22 protein-coding genes are annotated in these 24225 nt (G+C 71.4%); 11 read left to right on the top strand and 11 right to left on the bottom strand.

All coding sequences use genetic code 11. The features are described from left to right. Nucleotides 1–137: 137 nt before the first annotated feature. Together ACFKCF_RS18255 and ACFKCF_RS18250 are read right to left on the bottom strand one after the other, a co-directional pair. Nucleotides 138–1343 (bottom strand): NYN domain-containing protein, encoded by a 1206-nt coding sequence (locus tag ACFKCF_RS18255; RefSeq protein WP_394494975.1) that lies wholly within the window; start codon nucleotides 1341–1343, stop codon nucleotides 138–140. 187 nt (nucleotides 1344–1530) lie between these two features. After that, complete coding sequence (locus ACFKCF_RS18250) at nucleotides 1531–3876, bottom strand: sigma-70 family RNA polymerase sigma factor (RefSeq protein ID WP_394494974.1); 2346 nt, start codon at nucleotides 3874–3876, stop codon at nucleotides 1531–1533. 142 nt (nucleotides 3877–4018) lie between these two features. On the opposite strand from ACFKCF_RS18250, the gene pyrE reads away from it, so the two are divergent. After that, a complete protein-coding gene (gene pyrE / locus ACFKCF_RS18245) occupies nucleotides 4019–4552 on the top strand; it encodes an orotate phosphoribosyltransferase (RefSeq protein ID WP_394494972.1) in 534 nt (177 codons plus the stop codon). 97 nt (nucleotides 4553–4649) lie between these two features. On the opposite strand, the gene ACFKCF_RS18240 is transcribed toward pyrE, so the two are convergent. Both ACFKCF_RS18240 and ACFKCF_RS18235 read right to left on the bottom strand, forming a co-directional pair. Next, nucleotides 4650–5060, bottom strand: a complete 411-nt coding sequence (locus tag ACFKCF_RS18240; protein WP_394494970.1) for a hypothetical protein — start codon at nucleotides 5058–5060, stop codon at nucleotides 4650–4652. A 62-nt stretch (nucleotides 5061–5122) separates the two neighbouring features. Continuing rightward, nucleotides 5123–5818: a DedA family protein gene (locus ACFKCF_RS18235; RefSeq protein WP_394494968.1), complete on the bottom strand. Its 696-nt coding sequence runs from the start codon at nucleotides 5816–5818 to the stop codon at nucleotides 5123–5125. 109 nt (nucleotides 5819–5927) lie between these two features. Here ACFKCF_RS18235 and fbaA point away from each other — a divergent pair, with 109 nt between their 5' ends. From fbaA to hisC, 4 genes are all read left to right on the top strand, one after another. Then, a complete protein-coding gene (gene fbaA / locus ACFKCF_RS18230; RefSeq protein ID WP_394494967.1) occupies nucleotides 5928–6953 on the top strand; it encodes a class II fructose-bisphosphate aldolase in 1026 nt (341 codons plus the stop codon). A gap of 123 nt (nucleotides 6954–7076) precedes the next feature. Further along, entirely contained in the window at nucleotides 7077–7487 is a 411-nt protein-coding gene (locus ACFKCF_RS18225) for a DUF3151 domain-containing protein (protein ID WP_364851981.1), read from the top strand. 106 nt (nucleotides 7488–7593) lie between these two features. Further along, a complete protein-coding gene (locus ACFKCF_RS18220) occupies nucleotides 7594–8877 on the top strand; it encodes an adenylosuccinate synthase (RefSeq protein WP_394494965.1) in 1284 nt (427 codons plus the stop codon). Between the two features lie 80 nt (nucleotides 8878–8957). Continuing rightward, the gene (hisC, locus tag ACFKCF_RS18215; RefSeq protein ID WP_394494964.1) at nucleotides 8958–10016 is read left to right on the top strand and encodes a histidinol-phosphate transaminase; all 1059 of its coding nucleotides are present in this window, start codon (nucleotides 8958–8960) and stop codon (nucleotides 10014–10016) included. Nucleotides 10017–10040: 24 nt separating this feature from the next. On the opposite strand, the gene ACFKCF_RS18210 is transcribed toward hisC, so the two are convergent. Genes ACFKCF_RS18210 through ACFKCF_RS18200 form a run of 3 tightly spaced genes read right to left on the bottom strand, consistent with a single transcriptional unit; the run spans nucleotide 10041 to nucleotide 13312 of the window. Then, nucleotides 10041–11564, bottom strand: coding sequence for a hypothetical protein (locus tag ACFKCF_RS18210; RefSeq protein WP_394494962.1), 1524 nt, complete (start codon nucleotides 11562–11564; stop codon nucleotides 10041–10043). A 30-nt stretch (nucleotides 11565–11594) separates the two neighbouring features. After that, on the bottom strand, nucleotides 11595–12428 hold the full coding sequence (locus tag ACFKCF_RS18205) for a carbohydrate ABC transporter permease (RefSeq protein ID WP_394494960.1): 834 nt from the start codon (nucleotides 12426–12428) through the stop codon (nucleotides 11595–11597). Next, nucleotides 12425–13312: a carbohydrate ABC transporter permease gene (locus tag ACFKCF_RS18200; RefSeq protein WP_394494958.1), complete on the bottom strand. Its 888-nt coding sequence runs from the start codon at nucleotides 13310–13312 to the stop codon at nucleotides 12425–12427. The genes ACFKCF_RS18205 and ACFKCF_RS18200 overlap by 4 nt, the downstream gene beginning before the upstream one ends. Before the next feature lie 200 nt (nucleotides 13313–13512). Between ACFKCF_RS18200 and ACFKCF_RS18195 the strand changes: the two genes are divergently transcribed. Genes ACFKCF_RS18195 through ACFKCF_RS18170 form a run of 6 tightly spaced genes read left to right on the top strand, consistent with a single transcriptional unit; the run spans nucleotide 13513 to nucleotide 20241 of the window. Next, complete coding sequence (locus ACFKCF_RS18195; RefSeq protein ID WP_394494957.1) at nucleotides 13513–14808, top strand: ABC transporter substrate-binding protein; 1296 nt, start codon at nucleotides 13513–13515, stop codon at nucleotides 14806–14808. Further along, complete coding sequence (locus tag ACFKCF_RS18190; protein ID WP_394494955.1) at nucleotides 14792–15790, top strand: Gfo/Idh/MocA family protein; 999 nt, start codon at nucleotides 14792–14794, stop codon at nucleotides 15788–15790. The genes ACFKCF_RS18195 and ACFKCF_RS18190 overlap by 17 nt, the downstream gene beginning before the upstream one ends. Beyond that, nucleotides 15790–17385, top strand: a complete 1596-nt coding sequence (locus tag ACFKCF_RS18185; RefSeq protein ID WP_394494953.1) for a heparinase II/III family protein — start codon at nucleotides 15790–15792, stop codon at nucleotides 17383–17385. The genes ACFKCF_RS18190 and ACFKCF_RS18185 overlap by 1 nt, the downstream gene beginning before the upstream one ends. Continuing rightward, complete coding sequence (locus ACFKCF_RS18180) at nucleotides 17379–18116, top strand: amidohydrolase family protein (protein WP_394494951.1); 738 nt, start codon at nucleotides 17379–17381, stop codon at nucleotides 18114–18116. Before ACFKCF_RS18185 ends, ACFKCF_RS18180 begins: the two co-directional genes overlap by 7 nt. Next, nucleotides 18113–18919 (top strand): amidohydrolase family protein, encoded by an 807-nt coding sequence (locus ACFKCF_RS18175; RefSeq protein ID WP_394494949.1) that lies wholly within the window; start codon nucleotides 18113–18115, stop codon nucleotides 18917–18919. The genes ACFKCF_RS18180 and ACFKCF_RS18175 overlap by 4 nt, the downstream gene beginning before the upstream one ends. Continuing rightward, a complete protein-coding gene (locus ACFKCF_RS18170) occupies nucleotides 18898–20241 on the top strand; it encodes a GTP cyclohydrolase IIa (protein ID WP_394494947.1) in 1344 nt (447 codons plus the stop codon). Before ACFKCF_RS18175 ends, ACFKCF_RS18170 begins: the two co-directional genes overlap by 22 nt. On the opposite strand, the gene ACFKCF_RS18165 is transcribed toward ACFKCF_RS18170, so the two are convergent. The 4 genes from ACFKCF_RS18165 to ACFKCF_RS18150 are packed head-to-tail and all read right to left on the bottom strand — an operon-like array spanning nucleotide 20238 to nucleotide 24224. Next, the gene (locus ACFKCF_RS18165) at nucleotides 20238–20978 is read right to left on the bottom strand and encodes a sugar isomerase domain-containing protein (RefSeq protein ID WP_394494946.1); all 741 of its coding nucleotides are present in this window, start codon (nucleotides 20976–20978) and stop codon (nucleotides 20238–20240) included. The genes ACFKCF_RS18170 and ACFKCF_RS18165 overlap by 4 nt on opposite strands. Beyond that, nucleotides 20975–22180, bottom strand: a complete 1206-nt coding sequence (locus ACFKCF_RS18160) for a hypothetical protein (protein WP_394494944.1) — start codon at nucleotides 22178–22180, stop codon at nucleotides 20975–20977. The genes ACFKCF_RS18165 and ACFKCF_RS18160 overlap by 4 nt, the downstream gene beginning before the upstream one ends. Next, entirely contained in the window at nucleotides 22177–23133 is a 957-nt protein-coding gene (locus ACFKCF_RS18155) for a BadF/BadG/BcrA/BcrD ATPase family protein (protein WP_394494942.1), read from the bottom strand. Before ACFKCF_RS18155 ends, ACFKCF_RS18160 begins: the two co-directional genes overlap by 4 nt. Before the next feature lie 14 nt (nucleotides 23134–23147). Beyond that, on the bottom strand, nucleotides 23148–24224 hold the full coding sequence (locus ACFKCF_RS18150) for a helix-turn-helix domain-containing protein (RefSeq protein ID WP_394494940.1): 1077 nt from the start codon (nucleotides 24222–24224) through the stop codon (nucleotides 23148–23150). Nucleotide 24225 lies beyond the last annotated feature (1 nt).

Genomic DNA, 24225 nt, shown 5'->3' with positions numbered 1-24225 from the left:
ACGCAGCCGATGGGACGGGGCGTCGGTGCTGGGGCGGCCGGGACTGGTGAGCCGGAGGGCGCGCGTGATACCGGAGCCGGGGGATTCTGTGGCCGGAAGGTCGCGTGCGCGAGCGTGGCGGGAGCGGCCGGCGGGGGTCAGTGGCGGGCGCGTTCCAAGGCGTCCCAGAAGCCGCGTCGAAGCGCGTGCCGTACCTCGTCGTGCAGCAGGAAGTCGATCGGCAGGGAAGACCCCTGCAGCAGCCGCGCCTCCAGATCCGAAGGCATGCGCGGCTTGCGCGCCAGCACCGCCTCCAGCCACAGCGCGGGCGCGTCGCGCGCCACGGACTCGCCGAAGTCGTGTCCCTCCCGGTGGGCGGACTTGACCGCGTCCGACAGCGTGGTGGCACCGGCCGTGGCGGCGGACGGCGGGGTGACGGGCGCGGGCTGCGGCCCCGTGTACGGCCCCAGCTGGGCAGGCTGGTAGGTGCCGCTGGACGACGGGCTGGCGAACTGCCCGGTGCTGGGCGACTGCGACTGTGACTGGATGGGCCCGGTCGCCGGAGCGGACGGCGGCGCGGGTGTGGCCGGCGGCTGCTCGGGCTGGTAGCTGGCGTACGTCGGCAGCACGGGCGGCGTGGACGACTGCCCGCGCCCGGACGAGGACCCGTTGGACGAGGACGGCGTGGCGGAGGAGCCGGCGGCGTGGCTGCCGCTGGACTGCGGCAGCTGGGGCAGCGACGGGGGAAGGGACGGCTGGGCGGGCGGCAGCGAATGGGCGGCCTGCCCGTTGCTGACCGGCTGGTGCCCGTTGGACGCCTCCGTGATGCCCGTGACCAGGCTGACGTAGGGGCGCAGGTGGACGGCGCCCAGCTCGACCAGGTCGTCGCACTCCTGGCGCAGCGACCGCGACACGGCCCAGCCGCCGTCGGCGGCGATGTGGATCACGCTGACCCTGATGCCGAGGTCCTGCGCGTCGCACACCACCTGGGCCAGGTCCTCGTCCCCGCTCACGACCACCGCGTCGCAGATGGCGTTGTTGCGGGCGAGGGTCATGAGGTCGCGGTGGACCTGGGCGTCGACGCCTTCGCGCCGGCCCGGCCGGATGCGCGACAGCCTGAGCTTGAGGCCCGGTATGTCGGCCAGCGCGTCGTGCTCCGGAGTGCGGCGGCCTTCGACCGTCGCCTCGTACCAGTAGCACCTCAGCAGCGGCAGGCCGGTGCGCTCGCGCGACAGGCTGGTCATCAGCTGGAGCAGCCCCGGGTAGTCCCAGGCAACCGCTTCGCGATGACGCGTGCCGTGCACGGCCATCGCGCCATCGGCCAGCAGATAGCCGGCGTCCACGAACAGCGCACAGCGATCCACTTAGCACCGCCCCTTTCCTGGTGGTCCGTCCTGGCTGGCTCTGCACCGTCAGAGACCGGACTCGGCGGCCCTCTCTCAGGGTAATGAAAGCTGGTGATCGCGCGAGGGTTAATCCCGACGATTCGGCATCGACCCGCTGCCACCCCGGAGCATTGAGGCAGACCGTACCAGTTTGTCCCGTTCACAGTCATGATCGCGCGCGGACGCTCAACGCGGCGACTCCGAACAGCACGACATCCTTGTCCGTCGCGATCGTCAGCCCCGGATCCACCCCGAGCTCGGCCCCGACCGTGTCGACGTCGACGCCGAACGTCATCTCCGCCGCACCGGCCGAGGACTCGTCGAAGACGTTCGCGGCGTCCCGATCGCCGCTTTCTGGGGCGATCGCGCCGGACCCGAGGGAGACCTTGTCGCCCTTGAGGTCGGCGTCCCCCTCCCACGTCACCAGCTCGACCCGGGCGGGCGAGGCGGCCGGGCTCAGCCCGCCGAGCGGGATGCGCACCCGCCGTGCCGGCCCGCCGACCACGGTGGCCGCGTCGAGCACCATGGCCTGGCTGTACGGCTCCGCGGGATCGGTGACGATCAGCACCAGGCTCCACCCGGCGTGCCGGGACACCCCTTCTTCCATGGGCATGTCGGCCGCCCACCACGTGCCGTTGCGGTGCGAGGCGGCGACCAGCTCGCTGACGTCGGCGTACGCCTGGTAGACGGGCCCCGACGGCAGCTCGCGCAGCGCCACGTCGTCAGGTTTGACCAGCGTGTACTGGCGCTGCCCCGGCGGCCGGACCTTGATGGGCCCGGCCGTCGTCGCGCTCGCCGACCAGTAGAGGCCGGCCCACACGACCTTGCTCCCCTTGGGCAGGCTCAGCGCGGCCCCGCTGGACGCGCCGGTGCCGGGGCTGTCGTCCTGGTCGAGCGCCGTCATCGGCCAGAGGTCGTTGTCGCGCCGGCCGCGCTCGCGCCGCCTGGCCTCCGAGCAGCCCGCGCCCGTCTCGGGGCAGGTCAGCAGCGAGTTGCCGATCGCCCTGACGGCCACCTTCCCGTCGGTGGCGAACCTGGCGGGCGCCCCGGTCGTCCGCACTCCGTCCTCCGCCTTCGCCGTGACGTGCAGCGGGCCCGAGTCGATCCGGACGGCCGGGCCCGCGCCCTCCGGCGCCTCCGCCGCCACCCGGACCCGCAGGAACAGAGCCGTGCCCTGCCCCGCCGCCAGCGGCGCCCTGGAGCACCGCGCGTCGTGCCCCGAGGGGCGGCACGCCCACCCGTCCACGGTGCCCGCGGTGTCGTGGTCGTCGTGCCGCGCGGGCGGGACGAGCGTCACCCCGGAGGGCAGGTCCACGAGCGCCGTCAGCGCCTCGCTGGGCGCCTCGCCGTAGTTGCGCAGGCGCAGGCCGACGATGCCGGGCCGGGCGCGTACGAGCGATCCCAGCGCCTCGACGGTGGCACGCAGCCGGGCCTGGCCCGGCTGCGTGCTCCTGACCGGACTCCTGGCCGGCGGCCGCACCCGCGCGGGCTCCTCGCTCTGCAACGGCACGGGCACCGGCATCGGCTCGCCGGCGACCGGTGGCGGCCCCGCGACCGGCACGGCGGCGGTGGGCCTCGTGATCGGCTTCTGGTCGGTGGCCAGCAGCAGCCCGGCCGCCACGGCCACCGTGACGGCCATGCTGCCGGCCATCGCGGCCCGCTGGGGCCCGGGCGCCCGCCACAGCCGGTCGAACGCCCGCAGCAGCCCGCCCGCGCCGCCCACGCCCGCGGCCGACTTCGCCAGGGCCGCCGCGTACCCGCCGAAGATCGGCCCCGTGACCAGCGGACCGACCATGACGCGCAGGCCGCGGTTGACGTCGCTCAGCTCCAGCAGGACCCCGTTGCACTCCTCGCAGGCGGCCACATGCTCGTCGACCTCCTTGGCGTCGCGCCTGGTCAGCCCGTCCCGGACGTACGCGCCCATCTTGCCCAGGACGGGCCGGCAGTCGTGCTTCGGCGGCGAGCCCAGGTGCATCTGCAGGTACGCCTGCCGCAGCCCCTCCCTCGCCCGGTACGCCAGCGCCGCCACGCCGTTGGGCGACAGGCCCAGCAGCGGCGCCACCTGGACCGGCTTGCACCTTTCGACCTCGGTGTGCCAGAGCACCGCCCGCCACCGCTCGGGCAGCGACAGGAACGCCTTGGCGATCAGCGACTTCTCCAGCCCCACGAGCGCCGGATCGACGAACGGCACTCCCGGGTCGTACTCCTCGATCTCGCCCGTGCTCACCTGGCGGCTCTCGATCCTGGAGCGGTCGTAGACCGTGCGCCGCACCACGGTCAGCAGATAGGTGCGGAAGCCGGACTCGGGCCCGCCGCCCCGGCCGACCAGGTCGAGGATCTTCGTGAACGACTCCGCGACCACGTCCTCGACCTCGGCGCGCCTGACGAGCTGCCTGGCCAGCGCGCGGGCGGCGGCGACATGGCGCTCGTAGAGCTGCCCGTAGGCGGCGGCGTTGCCTGCCCTGACCGCCTGGAGAAGCTCTGCATCGCTTTGCGGAGTTTCGACACCCATAGTGACCTCACGATTACGCGGGGTTGCCCCGCGCATTCATTCCGCACTCACCGTCGGGACTAAACCGCGCCCGCGCCTTTACCTTCGGGAGGTTCGAGGGCGCCGCGACGGGTCCTGCGGGCGGAGCCATAAGCTTGGGCGCATGACGGATCGCGACAACCTGCTGGCCGAGATCAAGAGCAAGGCCGTCGTCCACGGCAAGGTCATCCTGTCCTCCGGCATGGAGGCCGACTTCTACCTCGACCTGCGCCGCATCACCCTCGACGGCGTGGCCGCGCCGCTGGTGGGCCGGGTGATGCTCGACCTGACGGCCGACCTGGAGTTCGACGCGGTCGGCGGGCTCACGCTGGGGGCCGACCCGGTCGCGGGCGCGATGCTGCACGCGGCGGCGGCGCGCGGGCGCACGCTCGACGCGTTCGTGGTGCGCAAGGCGCAGAAGCAGCACGGCATGCAGCGCCGGATCGAGGGGCCCGACGTCAAGGGGCGGCGGGTGCTGGCGGTCGAGGACACCTCCACGACGGGCTCCTCGCCGCTGACGGCCGTGGAGGCGCTGCGCGAGGCAGGGGCCGAGGTGGTGGCCGTGGCCACGATCGTCGACCGGGGCGCGCGGGAGCGCATCACGGGCGAGGGCCTGGAGTACCGCTCGGTCTTCACCCTGGGCGACCTCGGGCTCTGAAAACCCGAGGGGCCCCGCGAGCCTCAGCGCGGGGCCTCAACTGCAGGGCCTTGGCCTCAACTGCGGGGCCTCAACTGCAGGGCCTCACTGCGGGGCCTCAGCCGCCGGACGCCTTGACGGTGAACGCCTCCCGCTTGCCGGCCTTCCCCTGCTCGCGCGGCTCGCCGTTCTCGGTGACGCGGACGGTGCCGGCGTCGCTGAGCACGACGTCGAGCTCGGGCTCGTAGTAGGTGACCTCCTCGCCCCTGCTCATCTCGCGATACTGCAGCACGTCGCCGCCCGGCACGCGTACGGTGACGATGGGGCAGGTATCGGCCAAGCACTCGATGTGCACGGTCGGCACCCGCGCGGCGGTCTCCGCCGCGGGGCCGGGCGTGACGGCCGACGCGCGCTCGCGTTCGGGCGGCGTCGCGCCGAACGAGCCGAACAGCGCGCGACCGCCGATGACCAGCAGCGTCACCACGGCGCCCGCGGCGAGGACGGCGAGCGCCAAGCGGGCGACGCCCATCGGATCTGACCTGTGGCGTCCCACAGTCGGCAGCGTACCCCGGGTAACCCCCGGTTCTCGGCTCAGTACCGCACGCGGTGGTGTTTGCCGTTGGGCTCGGGAAGGTTCTTGTGCTCCCGGCGCTTCTTGATCACCTCGACGATGATCGGGATCAGCGAGATGAACACGATGACGAAGACGCCCGGCAGGATGTACCTGTCGATCTGCTTGGGGTCGACCTTGCTGCCGAGGAAGTGACCGAGCAGGAGCAGGCCCTCGACCCAGACGACGCCGCCGACGACGTTCCACAGGAAGAAACGCTTGGCCGGCATCTCCAGCACGCCCGCGACGGGATTCATGAACGTGCGCACGATCGGCACGAACCTGGCCAGAATCACCGCCTTGGCCGGACCGAACTTCTCGAAGAACTCCTCGGCCCTGACGACGTGCTCCCTCTTGAACAACCGCGAATCAGGTTTGTCGAAGAGCCTGCGGCCGAACCTGGCCCCCAGGAAATGCCCGAGTTGGGCGCCCGCAATGGCGCACAGCGGGGTGCCGACCAACAGGACGGGAAAGGACAGCGGCTCGATGCCCATTCCCTGAGCCACGGAGGCCGAGCTGAAAATCCCCGCGGCCACCAGCAGCGAGTCGCCGGGCAGGAAGAACCCGAGCAGCAAGCCCGTTTCGGCGAAGATGATGGCGAGAACGCCGATCGTCGCGAAAGCCCCCAACACGGTCAGCCACCACGTCGGGTCGAGGAGATTCCAGAGCCAGTCCACGCCCGAGAGCCTACCTGTAGAGGCGACAAACGCGTTGTGTCTACCACACGGGGTAGTGAGTCGGGATACTGGGCCTGCGCGAAGCCGTTACTTCTCAGGGAGATGAATCATGCCTATTGCGACTCCAGAGGTCTACGCTGAGATGCTCGACCGGGCCAAGGCCGGCGGATTCGCCTACCCGGCGATCAACGTGACCTCATCGCAGACGCTGAACGCCGCTCTGCGGGGCTTCGCCGAGGCCGAGAGCGACGGCATCGTCCAGGTCTCCACGGGCGGCGCCGAGTTCCTGTCCGGCGCGACCGTCAAGGACATGGTCACGGGGGCCACGGCGCTGGCCGAGTACGCGCGGGTGGTGGCCGCGAAATATCCCGTGACGGTGGCTCTGCACACCGACCACTGCCCGAAGGACAAGCTCGACGGCTTCATGCGGCCGCTGCTCGACATCTCCCTGGAACGGGTCTCCAAGGGCCTCGACCCGCTCTTCCAGTCCCACATGTGGGACGGCTCCGCCGTGCCGCTGGAGGAGAACCTGGAGATCGCCAAGGAGCTCCTGGAGAAGTCCGCCAAGGCGCGGGTCATCATGGAGATGGAGATCGGCGTCGTCGGCGGCGAGGAGGACGGCGTCGTCGGCGAGATCAACGAGAAGCTCTACACGACCCCTGAGGACGCGCTGGCCACCGCCGAGGCCGTCGGGATCGGGGAGAAGGGCCGCTACCTGCTGGCCGCCACGTTCGGCAACGTCCACGGCGTCTACAAGCCCGGCCACGTCAAGCTGCGCCCGAGCGTGCTGAAGGAGATCCAGGAGGCGGTCGCGGCCAAGTACGGCAAGGACAAGCCGTTCGACCTGGTCTTCCACGGCGGCTCCGGCTCGTCGCTGGAGGAGATCCACGAGGCGATCTCGTACGGCGTCGTCAAGATGAACATCGACACCGACACCCAGTACGCCTTCACCAGGCCGATCGCGGACCACATGTTCCGCAACTACGACGGCGTGCTCAAGGTGGACGGCGACGTGGGCAACAAGAAGGCCTACGACCCGCGCGCCTACGGCAAGAGCGCCGAGGCCGGCATGGCCAAGCGCGTCGTGGAGGCGTGCGAGAACCTCAAGAGCGCTGGGACACGAGCCTCCGCCTGACAAGAAACCTGCCCATCAGCCTGCCGCTCCACGGCCGTCGCGGGTCAGGGCCGTAGCGGCAGTCCATTTCACAGGTTTCTCATCAGTAGCCACTTCGGGGGCCCGGCGGGTATGACTTGTCCTATGGATAACCTTCTCGCCGGGCCGCCCCCGACTCAACTGCCGGATCTGCCCGAGGCCAGGGAGGCGCTCGAATCCGGAGCCAAGGCCGCGGACGTGGCCGCCCGTTTCCCCGCCTACCCGGCGGCCTGGGCCACGCTCGCGGAAGAGTACTTCGCGCAGGGGCACGCCGTCACTTCCTACGCCTTCGCCCGCACGGGCTACCACCGCGGGCTCGACGCGCTCCGACGCAGCGGCTGGAAGGGGCACGGGCCCATCCCCTGGGAGCACGAGCCCAACCGCGGCTTCCTGCGCTGCCTGTACGCCCTGTCCAGGGCCGCCCAGGCGATCGGCGAGAAGGACGAGGCCGAGCGGTGCGTACAGTTCCTCAAGGACAGCACCGAGACGGGCTACGAGGCACTCACAAAGGGTTAGCCCTCGTTGTCTTGGGACGAATAGGCACGTTCGGGTAGTCTCTCTACGCAAGAGCCCCTGTCGCGCTTGCGCCAGGGGTTTCGTTTTGTGCACGGGAGACTGAACCATGCCGGCTGCCGTTCTCGTTGGCGCCCAGTGGGGCGATGAGGGCAAGGGCAAGGCCACCGACCTGCTCGGTGGCGACGTCGACTACGTCGTCCGCTATCAGGGTGGCAACAACGCGGGACACACCGTGGTCATCGGGGACCAGAAATACGCGCTGCACCTTCTACCGACGGGGATCCTGTCGCCTGACGTGGTCCCCGTGATCGGCAACGGCGTGGTCATCGACCCCGGCGTGCTGCTGAGCGAGATCGACGGGCTGGCCGCGCGGGGCATCTCCGCCGAGCGCCTGCTGATCTCCTCGAACGCGCACCTGATCATGCCCCACCACAAGGCCCTGGACAAGGTCACCGAGCGCTACCTCGGCAAGGCCAGGATCGGGACCACGGGCCGCGGCATCGGGCCGGCGTACGGCGACAAGATCGCCCGCATGGGCGTGCGCGTCCAGGACCTGCTCGACCCCGGCATCCTGGCCAAGAAGATCGAGGTCGCCCTGGGCGAGAAGAACCAGGTGCTGACCAAGGTCTACAACCGGCGCGGCATCGAGCCCACGGCGGTCCTGGACGAGTACCTCGCCTACGCCGAGCGCCTCAAGCCGCATATCGCCGACACCTCGCTGGTGCTGTCCAAGGCGCTGGACGAGGGCAAGTTCGTGCTGCTGGAGGGCGGCCAGGGCACGCTGCTGGACATCGACCACGGCACCTACCCCTTCGTCACGTCCTCCTCGCCGACCTCCGGGGGCGCCTGCGCCGGGGCCGGGATCCCGCCGAACCGACTGACCAAGATCATCGGCATCCTCAAGGCGTACACGACCCGGGTCGGCTCCGGCCCCTTCCCCACCGAGCTCACCGACGAGGTCGGCGAGTGGCTGCGCCAGACGGGCGGCGAGTACGGCGTCACCACGGGCCGCAACCGGCGCTGCGGCTGGTTCGACGCGGTCATCGCCCGCTACGCGACCCGGATCAACGGGATCACCGACTACTTCCTCACCAAGCTGGACGTGCTGTCCGGGCTGGAGCGGATCCCGGTATGCGTGGCGTACGACGTGGACGGGGTGCGGCACGACGAGATCCCGATGACGCAGACGGACTTCCACCACGCCGTGCCGATCTACGAAGAGCTGCCGGGGTGGCAGGAGGACATCACGAGCGCGAAGTCGTTCGACGACCTGCCGCCCAACGCGCAGGCGTACGTGCGGGCGCTGGAGGAGATGAGCGGCGCCCCGGTCTCGGCCATCGGCGTGGGCCCGGGCCGCGACCAGACCGTGGTGGTGCGCTCGCTCGTCTGACCGCTTCCGCTCTCTGCCCGGTGCCGCGGCGGCGCCGGGCAGGTGATGCCTCGGCCTGCCCGGCCTCATATGGTTGGGGTATGCCTCGTTTCCGCCACATCCTGGACACCATGGCCGCCTACAAGCCGGGCAAGGTCGTAGCGACCCCCGACGGCCGGTCGTACAAGCTGTCCTCCAACGAATCCCCGTACGACCCGCTGCCGTCCGTGGTCGAGGCGATCGCCGAAGGGGCAAAGCAGATCAACCGCTACCCCGACCCCGGCGCCGTCGGGCTGACGGAGGCCATCGCGGAGCGGTTCGGCGTGCCGGCCGACAACATCGCGCTCGGCGCGGGGTCCGTCACGGTGGCGCAGCAGCTGTTCGAGTCGATCGGGGAGCCAGGGGTCGAGGTCGTCTACGCGTGGCGGTCGTTCGAGGCGTACCCGCTGCTGGCCGACCTCGCCGGGGTGAAGTCGGTCATGGTGCCGCTGGCCGGGGAGGACCACGACCTGGACGCCATGGCGGAGGCGATCAACGAGCGCACGCGCATGGTGTTCGTGTGCAACCCCAACAACCCGACCGGCACCTCGATCCGCCGGGGCGCGCTGGAGGCGTTCCTGGAGCGGGTGCCCGAGCACGTGCTGGTGGTGCTGGACGAGGCCTACCGGGAGTACGTGCGCGACGAGGACGTCCCCGACGGCCTCACGCTCTACCGCGACCGGCCGAACGTCTGCGTGCTGCGCACGTTCTCCAAGGCGTACGGGCTGGCGGGCCTGCGGGTCGGCTACCTGGTCGCGCACGAGCCCGTGGCGACGGCGATCCGCAAGACGATCATCCCGTTCGCGGTCAACCACCTCGCCCAGGTCGCGGCCATCGCCTCCCTCAAGGCCGAGGACGAGCTGCTGGAGCGGGTCGAGCACGTGGTCAAGGAGCGTACGAGGGTCCGCGAGGCGCTCATCTCCCAGGGCTGGACGGTGCCGCCCACCGAGGCCAACTTCGTCTGGCTCAGGCTCGGTGAGCGCACCCTCGACTTCGCGGCCGCCTGCGCCGTGGAGGGCGTGGCGGTGCGGCCGTTCGCCGGGGAGGGCGCGCGGGTGTCCATCGGCTCCCCCGAGGCGAACGACGCCTTCCTCACCGCCGCCGCGGCCTTCCGCGGCTGATCAGCAGCCTGATCAGCGGCCTGATCAGCGGTTGGCCTGCCAGTTGAGGTAGGCGACCGACAGCAGCGTGGAGCCGTACTGCGACTCGACGGCGTGGTCGACGTAAACCGCCTGCGCGTGCGTGAACAGGGCCGGGTCCCACTTGGCCACCGGCATGTAGCGCGGCGCCTGGAGGTACTGCCCGGCGGCGGCCAGGCCGCCGGTGCCGTCCACTCTCAGGAAGGTCGTCGCCACGCCGTTGTCGGTGGTGGCCATGTTCCTGGTGTAGCTGCGGGCGAAGCGGCCCATGTCGGCGTCGGTGAAGCCGAGGCCGAATCGGTGCGCGGCGGCGGCGAACTCGACGTCGATCCCGCCGTGGCTGAGGTCCTCGATCTGCTGCCCGCCCTTGGGCGGGGTGCCGTAGGACGGGGTCCACTCGGAGACGCCGTCGGCTTTGGTGTAGCCGCTGTAGAGCTTGCCGAAGCTGGGCCAGTACGGCCAGTAGTAGGCGTCCTTGACGTTGGCCTTGAGGTCGCGGGCGAACGTGGCGGCGAGCCGGCTGGTGCGGTCGCGGTAGAACGGGTCGCGGGTGGCCGCCGCCAGCTCCGCGTACGTCTGGCCGAGGGCGACGCTCTGGTTGATCGGCTGTTCGACGCCGTCGTAGGGGACGGGCATGCCCTTGGGCCAGATGTAGTAGCCGTCCGCCACCCATTCGGGGTCGTGCACGGCCGCGGCGTCCCGGCACGCCTGGAGGTATTCGGCGGCCTTGGCCCGGTAGCGGGCGTTGCGCAGCAGGCGCGGGTCCCGGCGGACGATCCGGACGAACGACGCGAGCGGGTAGGTGATCATGCCGGTGTGCACCGAGAAGATCACCGGTGCGGCGGCCAGCTTGAACGTCCCCAGGGCCGGCGTCGTCGCCCCCGACGGCGAGGGGCGCAGGTCCTTGGCCGTCACCATGGTCGGCGACGGGTAGGCGTCGAGGATCCGCTTCACGGCGTAGTCGGGGCTCGCGGGGTCCATCGTCAGGTCGGTGAAGGTGGACACCTTGTTCTTGACCGGGTTGCTCACCTCCAGCGTGAACCGGCCCTCCGAGGTGCCCGCCCGTACGGTCGCCACCGCGTCGTTGACGTTGACGAGCGCGCTGCGTACCTCCAGGAGCGGCTGCCCCGACGCGTCGAGCAGGATCACGCCGCCCGCGCTGTAGACGATGCTGCGCCAGGCGGGCAGCGACAGGCCGCGGTAGTCGGTGACGCCGCGCTCGGAGTCGCGGTTGCCCAGCACGAGGTCGGCGTTGTGGATGAGCCGGTCCAGGTAGGTGGTGGCGTGGTAGGCCTCGTACATCCTGATGTAGGCGGCCAGCACGTAGGAGGCCCCCCAGCCGAGACCGCCCGCCTCGTTGGTGTCGGTGGGCTGGCCGACGGTGCCGCTCTCGTGGAACACCTTGTCGAACAGGTCGAACGTCTCGCGCTTGGTGTAGTCGTAGCCGGCCGCGGCGCGTGCCGTGCCGGGCAGTGCGGCCAGAGCGCCGAGGGAGAGCGCGCCCAGGCCGAATTGGCGGCGAGTGAGCATGGGTGACCCTTTCACAACGGGGGGCGGCGATCAGCTCTTCACCGCGCCGCGCATGCCTTCGAGGACGTGTCGTTGCATGATCATGAAGAAGACGACCACGGGCAGGATCGAGATGATCGTGCCCGCCGCCAGGCTGCGGATGTCGGTGCCGGTGATTCCGGCCAGGTAGGCGATCCCCAGCGAGATGGGATACAGGGAGGAGTCCTTCAGCACGACCATCGGCCAGATGAAGCTGTTCCAGACCGAGATGAAGCCGAAGACGCCGAGGATCGCCAGGGTGGGGCGGGCGGCCGGCAGCATGACGTGCCAGAAGATGCGCAGTTCGTGGCAGCCGTCGGTCCTGGCGGCGTCCACCACCTCGCGCGGCACCCCGGCGAAGGTCTGCCGGAGCAGGAAGATCCCGAACGCCGACAGCAGGCCGGGCAGGATCACGCCCAGGTAGCTGTCGGCCATCCCGATCTGGGAGACCACCAGGAACCTCGGCAGCAGCATCACCTCGCCGGGCAGGAACATGGTGGCGAGGATCGCGAAGAAGATCAGGTTCCGGCCGCGGAAGACCATCTGCGCCAGCGGGTACGCGCACAGTGCCGACACCAGGATGTAGAGCGGCACCATCACGATCACGAGGAACGCGGAGTTGAGCAGGTAGCGCGGGAACGGGATGGCCGTCCACGCCTCCTTGGCCCAGGTGAGCACCGGGGGCCGGGGGATGATGTCCGGCGGGAAGGAGAAGACGGCCTGGCCGGCCGGTTTCAACGCCGCCGACAGCAGGATGAGAAAGGGGCCGACGAACACCAGGGCGATCGCGGTGAGCAGCACGTACATGCCTGCGCGGCGTACCCACCAGCTGAGCCTCCGAGTCACCGCTCGTCCTTCCTTCCGCTGGTGAGCCGATGGTTGAGCAGGGCCATCACGATCAGCAGGACCCACAGGACGAGGCCGACGGCGCTGGCGTAGCCCATGTCGTACTTCTCGAACGCCTCGGCCCAGATGTAGTAGCCGAGCATCAGGGTGGCGTCCTGCGGGCCGCCCTTGGTCATCACGAAGACGGTGGTGAACGCCTGCATCGCGTCGAGCATGGCCATCGTGATGGTGACCGCGATGTAGGGGACCATCAGCGGGACGGTGATGCGCCGCATCCGGTGCCAGCCGTTGGCGCCGTCTATCTTGGCGGCCTCGTAGAGGTCCGACGGGATCGTCTGGAGGCCGGCGAGGTAGACCATCATGTAGACGCCCATGTTCTTCCAGCCCTCGACCAGGATCAGCGCGGGCAGCGCCCAGACGGGGTCGAGGAGGTACTGGATGGGCTCGTCCAGGACGCCCATGCCGGTCAGCAGCCAGTTGACGACGCCCTGCTGGTGGAAGACGTAGTTCCAGGCCACCGCGACCGCGACCATCGAGGTCACGACCGGCAGGTAGTAGAGCATCCGGAACGTCCTGATGCCGGGCAGCTTCTGGTTCACCAGCACGGCCAGCGGCAGCGGGAGCACGACGAGCAGCGGGAACAGGCCCACGAGGAACACCACCGAGTTGCGCAGGGCGGTCCAGAACCGCGCGTCGCCGACGATCTTGACGAAGTTGTCCAGCCCGGAGAAGACGGGCGGGCTGACGCCGTCGTAGTCGGTGAAGGAGAGCTGGATCGCGGTGACGGCGGGCCAGGCGAAGAACACCCCGAACAGCACGAGGGCCGGCAGGGGAAAGAGGTACGGCGTGTACCAGCGCTGCCCCGGGATCCGGCTGGTGGCCACCGGCCTCACATCCTTCAGTGTTTAATAGTGACGCCCAAAGCCTCGATAAGAGTTGGCCAGAATTTGGACGCAGACTATAGACGGCCGATCTCGACCGTCAAGAGCGGATCTGAGCAGGGACCCTTGACGACGCCGCCGCCAGAGTGTCATTGTGCCGAAAGAATTATTAAGGACGGCCATAATTCTCAGGAGGTCCCCCGATGTTGAGAAGAAGAGCGTTGGGGGCAGGCGCGCTCGCGCTGGCTCTCATGTCGTCCGGCTGCGTCGCCGGAACGTCGGGCAGCACGTCGGGGGGACAGGCGGACGACCAGCCGTTCGAGGGGGAGGTCGAGTTCTGGACGATCAACCTGAAGAAGAACTTCGGCGCCTACATCGACGGGCTGATCGCCCAGTACCAGAAGGACCACCCCAAGGTCACCGTCAAGTGGGTCGACGTGCCCGGCCAGGACATCGCGACCAAGCTGCTCGCGGCGGTCGCCAGCGGCGACGTCCCCGACGCCGTCAACATCGCCTCCTCCGACCTCGGCCGCTTCACCCCGTCGCTGGCCCCGCTCGACGAGCTGCTCAAGCCCGCCGACCTCGCCGACTTCCAGCCGAACCTGGTCGACTCGCTGCGCGTGTCGGGCAAGCTGTACGCCGTGCCCTGGTACAACGGCGGCACCCCCGTGGCCATCTACCGCAAGTCCGTCGTCACCAAGGCGGGCTTCGACGAGAAGGCCCCGCCGAAGTCGTACGCCGAGGCCCTCGCCCTGGCCGACAAGGTCTACGCCGAGACCAAGGTCTACGGCAGCAACGACATCCCCGGCGTCAACGCCGCCTCGGTGCTGCGCTACTACGGCGTCGAACTGCTGAGCGCCGACAGGAAGAAGGCGACGTTCAACACGCCCGAGGTCGCCAAGCTGCTGGACACGTTCAAGGCGAGCTACGACAAGCACGGCATCGCGCCGGGATCGGTCTCCAAGGACGTCCGCAACTACCCGCAGACCCTGGAGAACGGCCAGATCGCGATGGCGGCGAGCGCGTCGGCGGCGACGCTGGTCAACGTCGAGAAGAACGCTCCCGACATCTACAAGGACCTGCTCGTCACCGAGCCCGTCCAGACCAAGACCGGCGGATACCTGCTGCTCGCCCAGCAGACCGTGGCCATCCCCAAGGCGTCGAAGCACCAGCGGGCGGCGGCCGAGTTCGTCAAGTTCTTCACCAATGGCGCCAACCAGCTCGCGTTCTGCAAGCTGGTGCCGATCTACCCCTCGACGATCTCCTCCACCAAGGACGCCTTCTTCTCGGACGTCACCGGCGACTCGCCGATGGACGTCGCCCGCCGGGTGATCGTCAAGGGCCTGCCGAAGCTGGAGTACGTCCCGCTGGGCACGGCCAAGGACGCCGAGCTCGGAGAGTCGCTGTCGGAGGAGATCAGGGCCTTCCTCCAGGGATCCAAGAGCGCCAAGGAGGCGCTCGACGCCGCAGAGAAGCAATGGAATGACGCACTTGCCTAAGCTCAGAGTCGGGATCATCGGCGCCGGGATCATGGGTCGCGGCCACGCCGCGGTCCTGTCCGCCCACCCGGACGCCGAGGTCACCGCCGTCGCGCGCCGTCCCCTCGACGCCGCCCCGCAGGCGGCCGTCCACCCCGGCTACCGCGAACTGATCGCCTCCGGCACGGTGGACGCCGTGTCGATCACCACCCCCGACCACCTGCACGCGGACGTGATGGTGGCGGCCGCGAAGGCCGGGCTGCACATCCTGGTGGAGAAGCCGTTCACGACCACGGTCGAGGACGCCGACCGCTCCGTGGCCGCGATCCGGCAGGCGGGCGTCACCGCGATGTGCCTGTTCAACCACCGCTGGGTGCCCGCGTACGCGCAGGCCAAGCAGCAGATGGAGCTGATCGGCGAGCCGGTCGTGGGCTACGCCCGCAAGGACGACACGATCCACGTGCCCACCGAGATGATCGGCTGGGCCGACCGGACGACCTGCGCCTGGTTCCTGTCGAGCCACGACATCGACCTGGTCACCTGGCTCTACGACGACCACGTGGTGGAGGTGTTCGCCACCGCCCGCCACGGCAAGCTGCGCGGGATGGGCATCGACACCCCCGACGCGATGCAGATCCAGGCCCGCTTCAGCCGGGGCGCCGTGGCCACCTTCGAGTCGGCCTGGATCTACCCGAACACCTTCCCGACCATGGTCGACAGCTACATCACCGTGGCCGGCGAGTCGGGCGTCATCCAGCTCGACCGCCAGAAGGAGAACATCCAGCTCGCCACCGAGAAGTCCTACTCCTACCCGCGCAACATGCTCCAGCGGGTCGTGCACGGCATCCCTGCGGGCGCCTACCGCGACGCGATCCACCACTTCGTCGACTGCGCCCGCACCGGCGCCGAGCCGCTGGTCAGCGTGGAGAGCTCGCGGCACGTGACCGCCGTGCTCGCCGCCGCGCACGAGTCCGCCCGCACCGGTCAGCCGGTGAAGCTGTGATGTCCGTCGAGAAGGCGCCGCACGTGCATCCCACGCGCATGCGGCACATCACCGACGAGGCGCTGCTGGAAGCGCTCGGGGCGGGCGGCGTCGCCGAGGCCAGGACCTGGCGCCGGCGGCGGCCGGTCCCGGCCGCCCTCGGCGCGGAGGGCGCGGACGCCCTGCTCGGCATCGAGGTCGACTTCCTGGACAAGGGCCACGGCCGCTCGCTGCTGTACGGCTTCCACTACCTGCGCTGGATGTCCCCGCTGATCACGGCCTACGCCGAGACCGCGGACCCCCGCTACGCCCGCGAGTGGGACCGGCTGTTCCGCCAGTGGTACGACGACCGCGACCGGGTCGAGGGCGACTGGCCGGGGCTCGACGTGGTCTGGTACTCGCTCGGCGTCCGCGCCCGCGCCATGTACGTCACCGAGGCGCTGGCCGTCTTCGCGGACGAGCCCGCGCTGAGCGACGGGTGCTGGCTGCGGATGATGAAGACGGTCGTCGGCGGCGCCCGGTGGTCGGCCGAGGAGCACGACGAGTTCCGCCACGGCAACTGGCAGTTCGTCAACGCGTGCGAGCTGCTGCACACGGCCAGGGTGTTCGCGGACCTCCCGGAGGCGGGGCAGTGGGCCGAGGTCGCCCTGGCCCGCGTCCTGGAGCACCTCGAACAGGACGTGCGCGCCGACGGCGGCCACCATGAGCGCTCGCCCAGCTACCACCTCATGTGCCTGGACAACCTCGAACGGGCCGTGGCCGTCGAGCCCTCGCTCGCGCGGCATCCGCGCCGCCAGGCCATGTACCACTGGCTGAGCGTCCTGATGACGTCCGGCGGCTGGGTGCCGCACCTGCAGGACAGCGGCCTGATCTGGCCGCAGGACGTCGGGCCGGCCGAGGGCTCGCACAACCTTGAGGCCAGCGGCTACGCCACCTTCCGCCACGGCGACTTCCACACCGTCGTCAACTACGGCCCCTACGTCGGGCACGAGCTCGAACCGCACAGCCACCACGCGGCGCTCGACTTCGTGCTGTCGGGCTGGGGCGTGCCGCTGGCCTGGGAAGGGGGCGGACCGCCGTCCTACGACGACCCCGGCTACTACGACTGGTACCAGGCGACCAGGGCGCACAACACGCTGCTCGTCCCGGGCGAGGGCTACACCGAGGACCGCCGCGCCGCCTGTGACCTGTTCTCCGTCTCCGCGCAGGCCGACGTCTTCGCGGGGCACCACCACGGCTACAGCGCGCGGCACGACCGCGAGATCGTCTTCGTCAAGGGCGACTCACCGTACTGGATCGTCACCGACCGGATCGACGCGGAGGCGATCTGGCAGATCCACGGCCTGTCGCCGTGGGCCGGGCGCGACGGCGGGTTCGCGGGCACCCGTGGCCCGGGAATCCTGGTGGTGCCGCTGGAGCCACCCGACGAGGTGCTGTACGGGACGGGCCCGGCCAGGATCCCCGACCCCGTCACCAGGACCGCCGAGTACGGCGAGATCCACTCGCTCGGCCTGCGGCGCGCCGACGGCAGGTTCACCGTCGGCATCTTCCCCTACCGCGACGAACCACCCTCTGTCCCCGAGGATTGGCCCCGAAGATTGGACGGTTCATGCTGATCGACGCTGACGCGATGCTCGGCCGCTACCCCCGCAGGGACGTCGGCACGGGCTCGATCACGGAGGCGCTGGACAGGATGGACCGCTTCGGCATCGCGGAGGCCGTGGTGAGCCACACCCTGTCATGGCTGCACGACCCCGCGACGGGCAACAGGGAACTGCTCGACCTGGTCGCCGGCCGGCCCAGGCTGCGCCCCTGCTGGGTGATGCTGCCCGGCACCTGCGGCGAGACCGGCACGCCGGACGAGTTCGTGACCGGGGCCCTGGAGGGCGGCGTGTGCGCCGTCCGCGCCTACCCCGCCGACCACGGCTACGACCTCGCCGGCCGCGACTGCGCGGCCATGCTCGCCGCCGTCGCGGAGGCCGGGCTGCCGCTGCTCGTGGACGCGGCCCAGACCGGTTGGGCCGCCGTGGAGTCCGTCGCCGGCGCGCACCCCAACCTGCGGGTCGTGGTCGGCGCGATCGGCTACCGCCAGCTCAGGCAGGCGGCCGGCGTGCTCTCCCGCACCGGCAACGTCTACCTGGGGCTGGCCAACCTGTCCTCGCACTGCGGGCTCGAATGGCTCGTCGAGCGGTACGGCGAGCGCCGCCTCGTCTTCGGCACGGGAGCGCCGCTCAGGGACCCCGCCGAGGCGGTCACCCGGCTGCTGTGGGCGGAGCTCGACGACGCGGCCGTGGCCGCCATCGGCGCCGGCACCCTGCTGGAACTGCTGCCCGTAGGGGCGATGTGAACGCGATCACCTCGGCGCTGTGGCAGCGCCGCCCGCAGACCAGCGTCCGGATCGTCGACGCGCACGCGCACGCCGGCCCCTACAGCCTGTTCTTCATCCCCGAGGCGTCCCCTGACGCGATGGCCAGGGTGATGGACAGGTGCGGCGTGGCGCACGCCGTCATCTCCAGCCACCTGGCGATCCAGCTCGACGCGGCGGCGGGGAACGCCGCGACCGCCGAGGCGGTGGAGCGCGCGCCGGACCGCTTCACCGGATACCTGACCATCAACCCCTGGCAGGACCCCGACGGCGAGCTGGCCAAATGGAGCGCCGACCCGCGCTTCGGCGGCATCAAGCTCCATCCCGACCTGCACGACTATCCCCTCACCGGCAGGCGTTACACCGGCGTGTGGGAGTTCGCGCAGCGCACCGGCTGCCCGGTGCTCACCCACACCTACGACGGCTCCCCCTACAACGACCTGGCCGCGGTGGACGCGGTCGCGTCGGAGCACCCCGACGTGGTGATCATCGCGGGGCACGCGGGCGCGACCCCGCTGGGCATCGAGCGGGCCATCGAGGTGGCGCAGCGGCGTCCAGGGGTCATCCTGGAGGTGTGCGGGTCCTTCAACACCGGGCCCGACATCGCCAGGATGGTGCGGGAGCTCGGGGCCGGACGGGTCGTCTACGGGTCCGACTTCCCCTTCATCGATCTTCGGATCTCGCTGGGGAGGGTAATCTTCAGTGGCCTCGCAGAGGGGGACCAGGCCGCGGTGCTCGGTGCGACGATGACCCGCTTGCTTCAGTGGAGATCCGGACTGGGGTGATCAAGATCATGGACCGGCTGCGTTCGGAGTCGCGGCCCAGGGTGACGATCGGAGTCGTGGGACCGCACGATCTCGTCGAACAGATCATGATGATCGGCGCCGGCCTGCCGGCCGCGGCCGACTGGCGGCTGGTCGGCGCGCCTCATGCCGAGGAGCACGAGACCTACGACAAGTTCTCGAGGATCGCCGACAGCATCGACGTGGTGCTGTTCACCGGGCCCCTCCAGCACGACCTGGCCAGGCAGGCGGGCGAGCTGACCGTCCCCGCCACGTTCGTGCCCATGAGCGGGGCCAGCCTGTACGCCAGCCTGCTGCGCGGGGTGCTCAGCCACGAGATCGACCCGGCCAGGGTGAGCATCGACTCGCTGCCCGCCGCCGACGTGGACGAGGCGTACGGCGAGATCGGCGTGAGCACGGCCGGCGTGCACCTCTCCGAGTACGACCGGCCGGAGTCGGCGCGCGGCTTCAGCGCCTTCCACGAGGAGCTCTACCGCGCGGGCGAGACCACCGCGGCGCTGACCACGATAAGGAGCGTCGCCAACAAGCTGAGCGCCGCCGGCGTGCCCGTGCTGCGCCTGCTGCCGACCTCCCACACGCTGCGCCTCGCGCTCAACACCGCCGCCCTGCTCGGCACCGGCAGCAGGCTGGAGGACGCGCAGATCGCCATCGTGGTCGTCGAGCTCGCCGCCTCCGCCAAGCCCAGCTACTCCGGGCCCGGCAACTACTGGCAGCAGGAGCTGAAGCTGTCGCTGCACCGCTCGCTGCTCGCCGACGCGCGGCTGATGGGCGCCACCGTGGCGCCCCGCGACGAGAACGGCTACGTCGTCACCGCCACCGTCGGCGCTCTCGGCCAGGCCACCGAGGGGTTCAGGATGGCGCCGTTCATGGACCGGATCCGCTCCGACGTGGGGGTCGACGTCGAGGTCGGCATCGGGCTCGGCAGCACGGCCCGCGACGCCGACGCCAACGCGGTGGCGGCCGTCGATAAGGCCCGCAACGCGGGGGCGACCGCCGCCTATCTGGTCGGGGGCGACGGCACCGTGCTGTCGCTGCCGGTACGCCGGCGAAAGCGGCAGGACAACGAGCCGATCGTCGCCACCAAGGCGGCCAAGCTGCTCGAACGCCTGGTGGAGGGCCTCCACGACGGCGACTCGATGGTGGTCGACGCCGAGATCGTCGCGGACGTGCTGTCGATCTCCCCGCGCAGCGCCCGCCGGGTCCTCCAGAGCCTCGCGGAGGAGGGGCTGGCCTGGCCGATGCCCCCGGTCAAGGGCGCCCAGGCCGGCCGGCCCCGCCAGCCGTACCGGCTCGTGCGGAGTTAGGCGTCGCCGAGGCGCACGCGCCGGCCGTACCTCTCCAGCAGCCGGGCGTTGTGCGCGTCGCCGCCCGGGGTGTTGGCCGACTTGAAGACGGGCGGCGGCTCGCCGGCCGCGAGGAAGCGGCCGACGACCTCGGCGACCAGGAGCTGCGCGGCCAGCACGCCGGTGAGGGTGGAGACGCCGCAGGCGCCGCCGCCGCTCGGCAGCGGCAGCGTGGCGTCACCGTACGGCGCCCCGTTGTCGATGACCACCTGGGCCAGGTCGGCCAGCCGCTCCTCGACGGCCAGCGCGGCGGTGTGCGCGCGGGAGGTGATGGCGATCAGCGGGTGCCCGTGCCGCACCGCGAGGCGGGCCATCTCGACGATCGCCGCGTTGCCGCCGGAGTTGGAGATGATCACGAAGACGTCCTCGGGCCGGATGTCGGCCAGCTGCCAGACGCGCGCGGCGAGGCCGGGCTCGCGCTCGATCTTCGGGTCGAGGATGTCGCGCGGCGAGGCGTCGCCGTAGTAGGCGAGGTCGCGGATGCCGAGCTGGTTGGCCGGCACCAGGCCGCCCGCCCGGCCGGTGAGCTCCAGCGCGACCGACCTCGAATGGCCGGTGCCGAACGCCTGGAGCACCCCGCCCGCCCGCAGCGAGGCGTGGACCAGCGCGCCGGCCCGCTCGATCGCGTCGCGTTCGGCGGTGAGCAGCCGGTCCACCGCCGCTCCGGCGATCAGCGCGTACGAGCTCTGGTCGATCACAGGTCCTCCAGCAGGTTTCGTGCGGTCTCGGCGATGAGTTCGGCGCTGCCCGGGGCCACCTGGCTGGCCAGGACCTCGTACTCGGCCCGCCGGTAGGCGGCGGCCGTGGGCAGGTATCCGGGGTAGCCGTTGACGTAGCCCAGGACCACGGTCGGCTCGCCGGGCCGGTCGGCGACGCGCTCGGCGACGGCGAGGAAGGGCTCGCCGGGGAGCCCGGCCAGGGCGAGCCCGCCGAGGCGGGCCACGTTGACGTCGACGCCCGTCCGGACGGGCGGTGCGGTGCGCGCCCGCAGCCCTTCGAGCCTGCTGCGGGCCAGGCGGGTGGCGACCGGGTCACCCGACGCCGCGGCCCGCTCGTACCCGGCGAGGAGCGCCGCCCCGTCGGCCGTCGTGGCGGCGGGTTCGAGCGTCAGCCGTCGCGTGGCCCAGGAGATGCCGGTGGGTCCGTCGTGCCAGAGCGGGGTCCCCGGACCCGCCAGCAGCTCGGCGCAGCGGTCCGCGACGAGCTCGCCCAGGCGTCCCAGCTCCGCCGCGTCCTGGCCGCGCCGGGTGTGGCGGGTGCTGATGTCGCCGGCCGCGCCGGTCGCGACCGCCACCCAGACGTCCTCGCCCAGCCGTCGCCTCAAGCTCCGGCGTACGGCTCCGACCAGGTCTGCGCTGACCAGGCGGTTGGCCGCGGGCAGCACGGTGGGGTGCACGGGAAGCACCACCAGCGCCCCGGCGAGCCCGCCGTCGCGCACCGTGACCAGGTCGATCGGCACCACCGCCGGCGCCCCCGGCCTGCTCCGATCGGCGCCGATCCCGTGCAGCTCCCCGCGGTGCACCATGCCCTCGCACGGCCGCTCGGCGTCGATCGCCCGCCGCACGGCCGTGCTGACCGCCTCGGTGAGCAGGCCGAGCCACGGCTCCGGCGTCGGCCCGCCGCCCGGTACGCAGCCGGTCTCGGGTCCCGCGTGGGTGTGGCTCGCCGCCAGCCACAGCTCGCATCCGGCCGCCTGCCTGGCCCGCGCTGCGAGGTCCTCGTTGACGCAGATGACGTCGGCGATCGCCAGCGCGAACCGCCTCCCGCCGTCCGACCAGGTCACCGCGCTGACCGACAGCGGGTCGGCCAGGCCCGTGGACGGCCCCGGCCGGTCGATGTAACCGCCCATCGGCGTGCCGTCCGGCACGGGCAGATCGGCGGTGCCGTGTCCCACTCTCATCGTTCCGCCGTTCTGATCATCGTCCGGTAGCGGCTCCGCCCCGTGGAGGCGGCCAGCAGGGCGGCGCCCGCGAGGCTGTCGCCCATGGGGGGCCGGAGTGCCGCTTGCGGGAGTGACCGGGTCAGCTCCGCCTCGAAGCCGGCGCGGAGTCCGGGGTCGCGCAGCAGGCGGCCGGTCCACGCGACGGGCACCGCCGCCCCCTTCGCGAAGCAGCGGGCCGCCGCCGCCACCGTGCCCGCCAGCTCGCGGGCCGCCTCCTCGGCGATGGCGCGGGCCGTGGGGTCCGGGCGGCCCGGCTCTCCTGCCGGCTCCAGGACGCGGCCCGGCTCTCCTAACGGCTCCGGAACGCGGCCCGGCTCTCCTGCCAGCTCCAGCACGTGGACGGCGAAGCGCGCGATCCGCGCCACCGCGTCGGGGGCGAGGTAGAGGCGCCCGGGCAGGCCGGCCAGGTCGCCGAACACGGCCTGCGCGCGCTCGGTGAGCGGGCCGGGCTCCGCGCGCCCGTCGAAGCCCCGGAAGGCGGCGTCGAGGCCGCGGCGGCCGATCCAGAAACCGCTGCCCGCGTCGCCGTAGAGGTAGCCCCAGCCGTCCACCTGCCGGATGCCGTCACCCACGCCCAGGGCGATCGCTCCGGTGCCGGCGGCCAGCACCACGCCCTCGCCGCCCGCGAACGCCCCCGCGTGCGAGGTGACCACGTCGGTCGTGATCAGCACGCGGCGGGCCATGGAGAGCAGCCGGCCGGCCAGCTTGTCCGGATCGTCCAGGATCGTGGTCAGCCCGAGGCAGACGGTGCCGAGTGGTCCCCAGCCCGTCCCGATCCGCTCCAGCACGGCCTCGACCGGGGAGCCCTCCGCGTACGACAGGCCGGGCAGCTCGCGGACCTCCCGGATCCGCCCCGACTCGGCCAGGCCGATCCGCAGGCCCGTCTGCCCGCCGTCGATCGCCAGGTCCATGCACGTCCTCCTGGTCACGATTCGGGCCGGAGCCCGGCCCTGCGGTATTCCGTGGGGGAGCAGCCGACGTACCGCCTGAACGCGCTGCGCAGGGCCTTGGCGGTCGGGTAGCCGGTGTGCGCGGCGATCACGTCCACCGGCAGCGCCGAGGTGGACAGCAACCGGCGGGCGTGCCGCAGCCGCAGCCCGGTCAGGTGCCGCAGGAACGTCGTCCGCCGCTCCTCCGCGAACAGGTGCGAGATGTAGTACGGGCTAGCGCTCACGGCCTCCGCCACGGTCGCCAGGCGCAACCCGGGATCGGTGTAGTGCTGCGCCAGGTACGCCTCGGCCAGCGCGAGCACGTCACGGCGGGGAGTGGCCGGCATGAGCCGGCCCAGCGTCTCCCGCAGCCAGATGTGCAGGTAGGAGCGCTCGTGGATGTCTCCGACCATGACGATGTCCTCGATCGGCAGCCGGGCGCAGGCCTCCACCCAGTCCGTGGACCCGTCGGCGAGCCTGGTCCGGTTGGCCACGTCCACCACGAACAGCAGCTGGCCGATGAGCCAGTTGCGCAGCGTGCGCGGGTCGACCCCGGGCTGCCGGGCGCACCTGTCGACCCACCCGGCCAGCAGGCCCGCCGCGCCGTTGCGGTCACCGGCGCGGACCCGCCTGGTCAGCTCCTGCTCGATGCGCACCGGAGGCGCCGGCGCCGCGCTCTCGTGCGCGGGCGGCGCGATCACCCGGTCGCCGCCGAGCACGAGCTTGTAGTCGTTGACCCGCCGCGCGTCCCGCTCCGCCGCGACGTGTTCGAGGCTGGGCGCGCCCAGGCTGACCGTGGCCGTCCACGCCGTCTCGCGGACGATCCTGGCCCGCAGCTCCTCGGCCAGCTCCTCCGCGTCGGACATCAGCGCGCCCGGATCGGCGCCCGACAACACGATCAGCCACTCCTCCGGCGGCCGGGAGTGGCAGGTGGCGTCGCGGCGGGCGCTCGCGGCGGCGCGCACCGCGTGGTCGGCGCGCTGGAGCTGGCGCAGCGCCCATGGCCGGCCACGGGTCTTCTCGGAAACCATGAAGTCGTCGATGTCCACCAGGGCAGCCACGGCGTAGGTCATG

It is taken from the genome of Nonomuraea sp. JJY05 (genome assembly GCF_043496855.1).
Classification (GTDB): domain Bacteria; phylum Actinomycetota; class Actinomycetes; order Streptosporangiales; family Streptosporangiaceae; genus Nonomuraea.
Note: the sequence above shows the minus strand (reverse complement) of the source record. Positions and strands in the feature narration are given on the sequence as shown.

Excerpts from the sequence above, each read along its gene's own strand:
- ACFKCF_RS18250 (WP_394494974.1), bottom strand. The coding sequence starts at position 3,876 with ATGGGTGTCGAAACTCCGCAAAGCGATGCAGAGCTTCTCCAGGCGGTC.
- pyrE (WP_394494972.1), top strand. The coding sequence starts at position 4,019 with ATGACGGATCGCGACAACCTGCTGGCCGAGATCAAGAGCAAGGCCGTC.
- ACFKCF_RS18240 (WP_394494970.1), bottom strand. The coding sequence starts at position 5,060 with ATGGGCGTCGCCCGCTTGGCGCTCGCCGTCCTCGCCGCGGGCGCCGTG.
- fbaA (WP_394494967.1), top strand. The coding sequence starts at position 5,928 with ATGCCTATTGCGACTCCAGAGGTCTACGCTGAGATGCTCGACCGGGCC.
- ACFKCF_RS18225 (WP_364851981.1), top strand. The coding sequence starts at position 7,077 with ATGGATAACCTTCTCGCCGGGCCGCCCCCGACTCAACTGCCGGATCTG.
- ACFKCF_RS18220 (WP_394494965.1), top strand. The coding sequence starts at position 7,594 with ATGCCGGCTGCCGTTCTCGTTGGCGCCCAGTGGGGCGATGAGGGCAAG.
- hisC (WP_394494964.1), top strand. The coding sequence starts at position 8,958 with ATGCCTCGTTTCCGCCACATCCTGGACACCATGGCCGCCTACAAGCCG.
- ACFKCF_RS18210 (WP_394494962.1), bottom strand. The coding sequence starts at position 11,564 with ATGCTCACTCGCCGCCAATTCGGCCTGGGCGCGCTCTCCCTCGGCGCT.
- ACFKCF_RS18195 (WP_394494957.1), top strand. The coding sequence starts at position 13,513 with ATGTTGAGAAGAAGAGCGTTGGGGGCAGGCGCGCTCGCGCTGGCTCTC.
- ACFKCF_RS18190 (WP_394494955.1), top strand. The coding sequence starts at position 14,792 with ATGACGCACTTGCCTAAGCTCAGAGTCGGGATCATCGGCGCCGGGATC.
- ACFKCF_RS18185 (WP_394494953.1), top strand. The coding sequence starts at position 15,790 with ATGTCCGTCGAGAAGGCGCCGCACGTGCATCCCACGCGCATGCGGCAC.
- ACFKCF_RS18180 (WP_394494951.1), top strand. The coding sequence starts at position 17,379 with ATGCTGATCGACGCTGACGCGATGCTCGGCCGCTACCCCCGCAGGGAC.
- ACFKCF_RS18160 (WP_394494944.1), bottom strand. The coding sequence starts at position 22,180 with ATGAGAGTGGGACACGGCACCGCCGATCTGCCCGTGCCGGACGGCACG.
- ACFKCF_RS18155 (WP_394494942.1), bottom strand. The coding sequence starts at position 23,133 with ATGGACCTGGCGATCGACGGCGGGCAGACGGGCCTGCGGATCGGCCTG.
- ACFKCF_RS18150 (WP_394494940.1), bottom strand. The coding sequence starts at position 24,224 with ATGACCTACGCCGTGGCTGCCCTGGTGGACATCGACGACTTCATGGTT.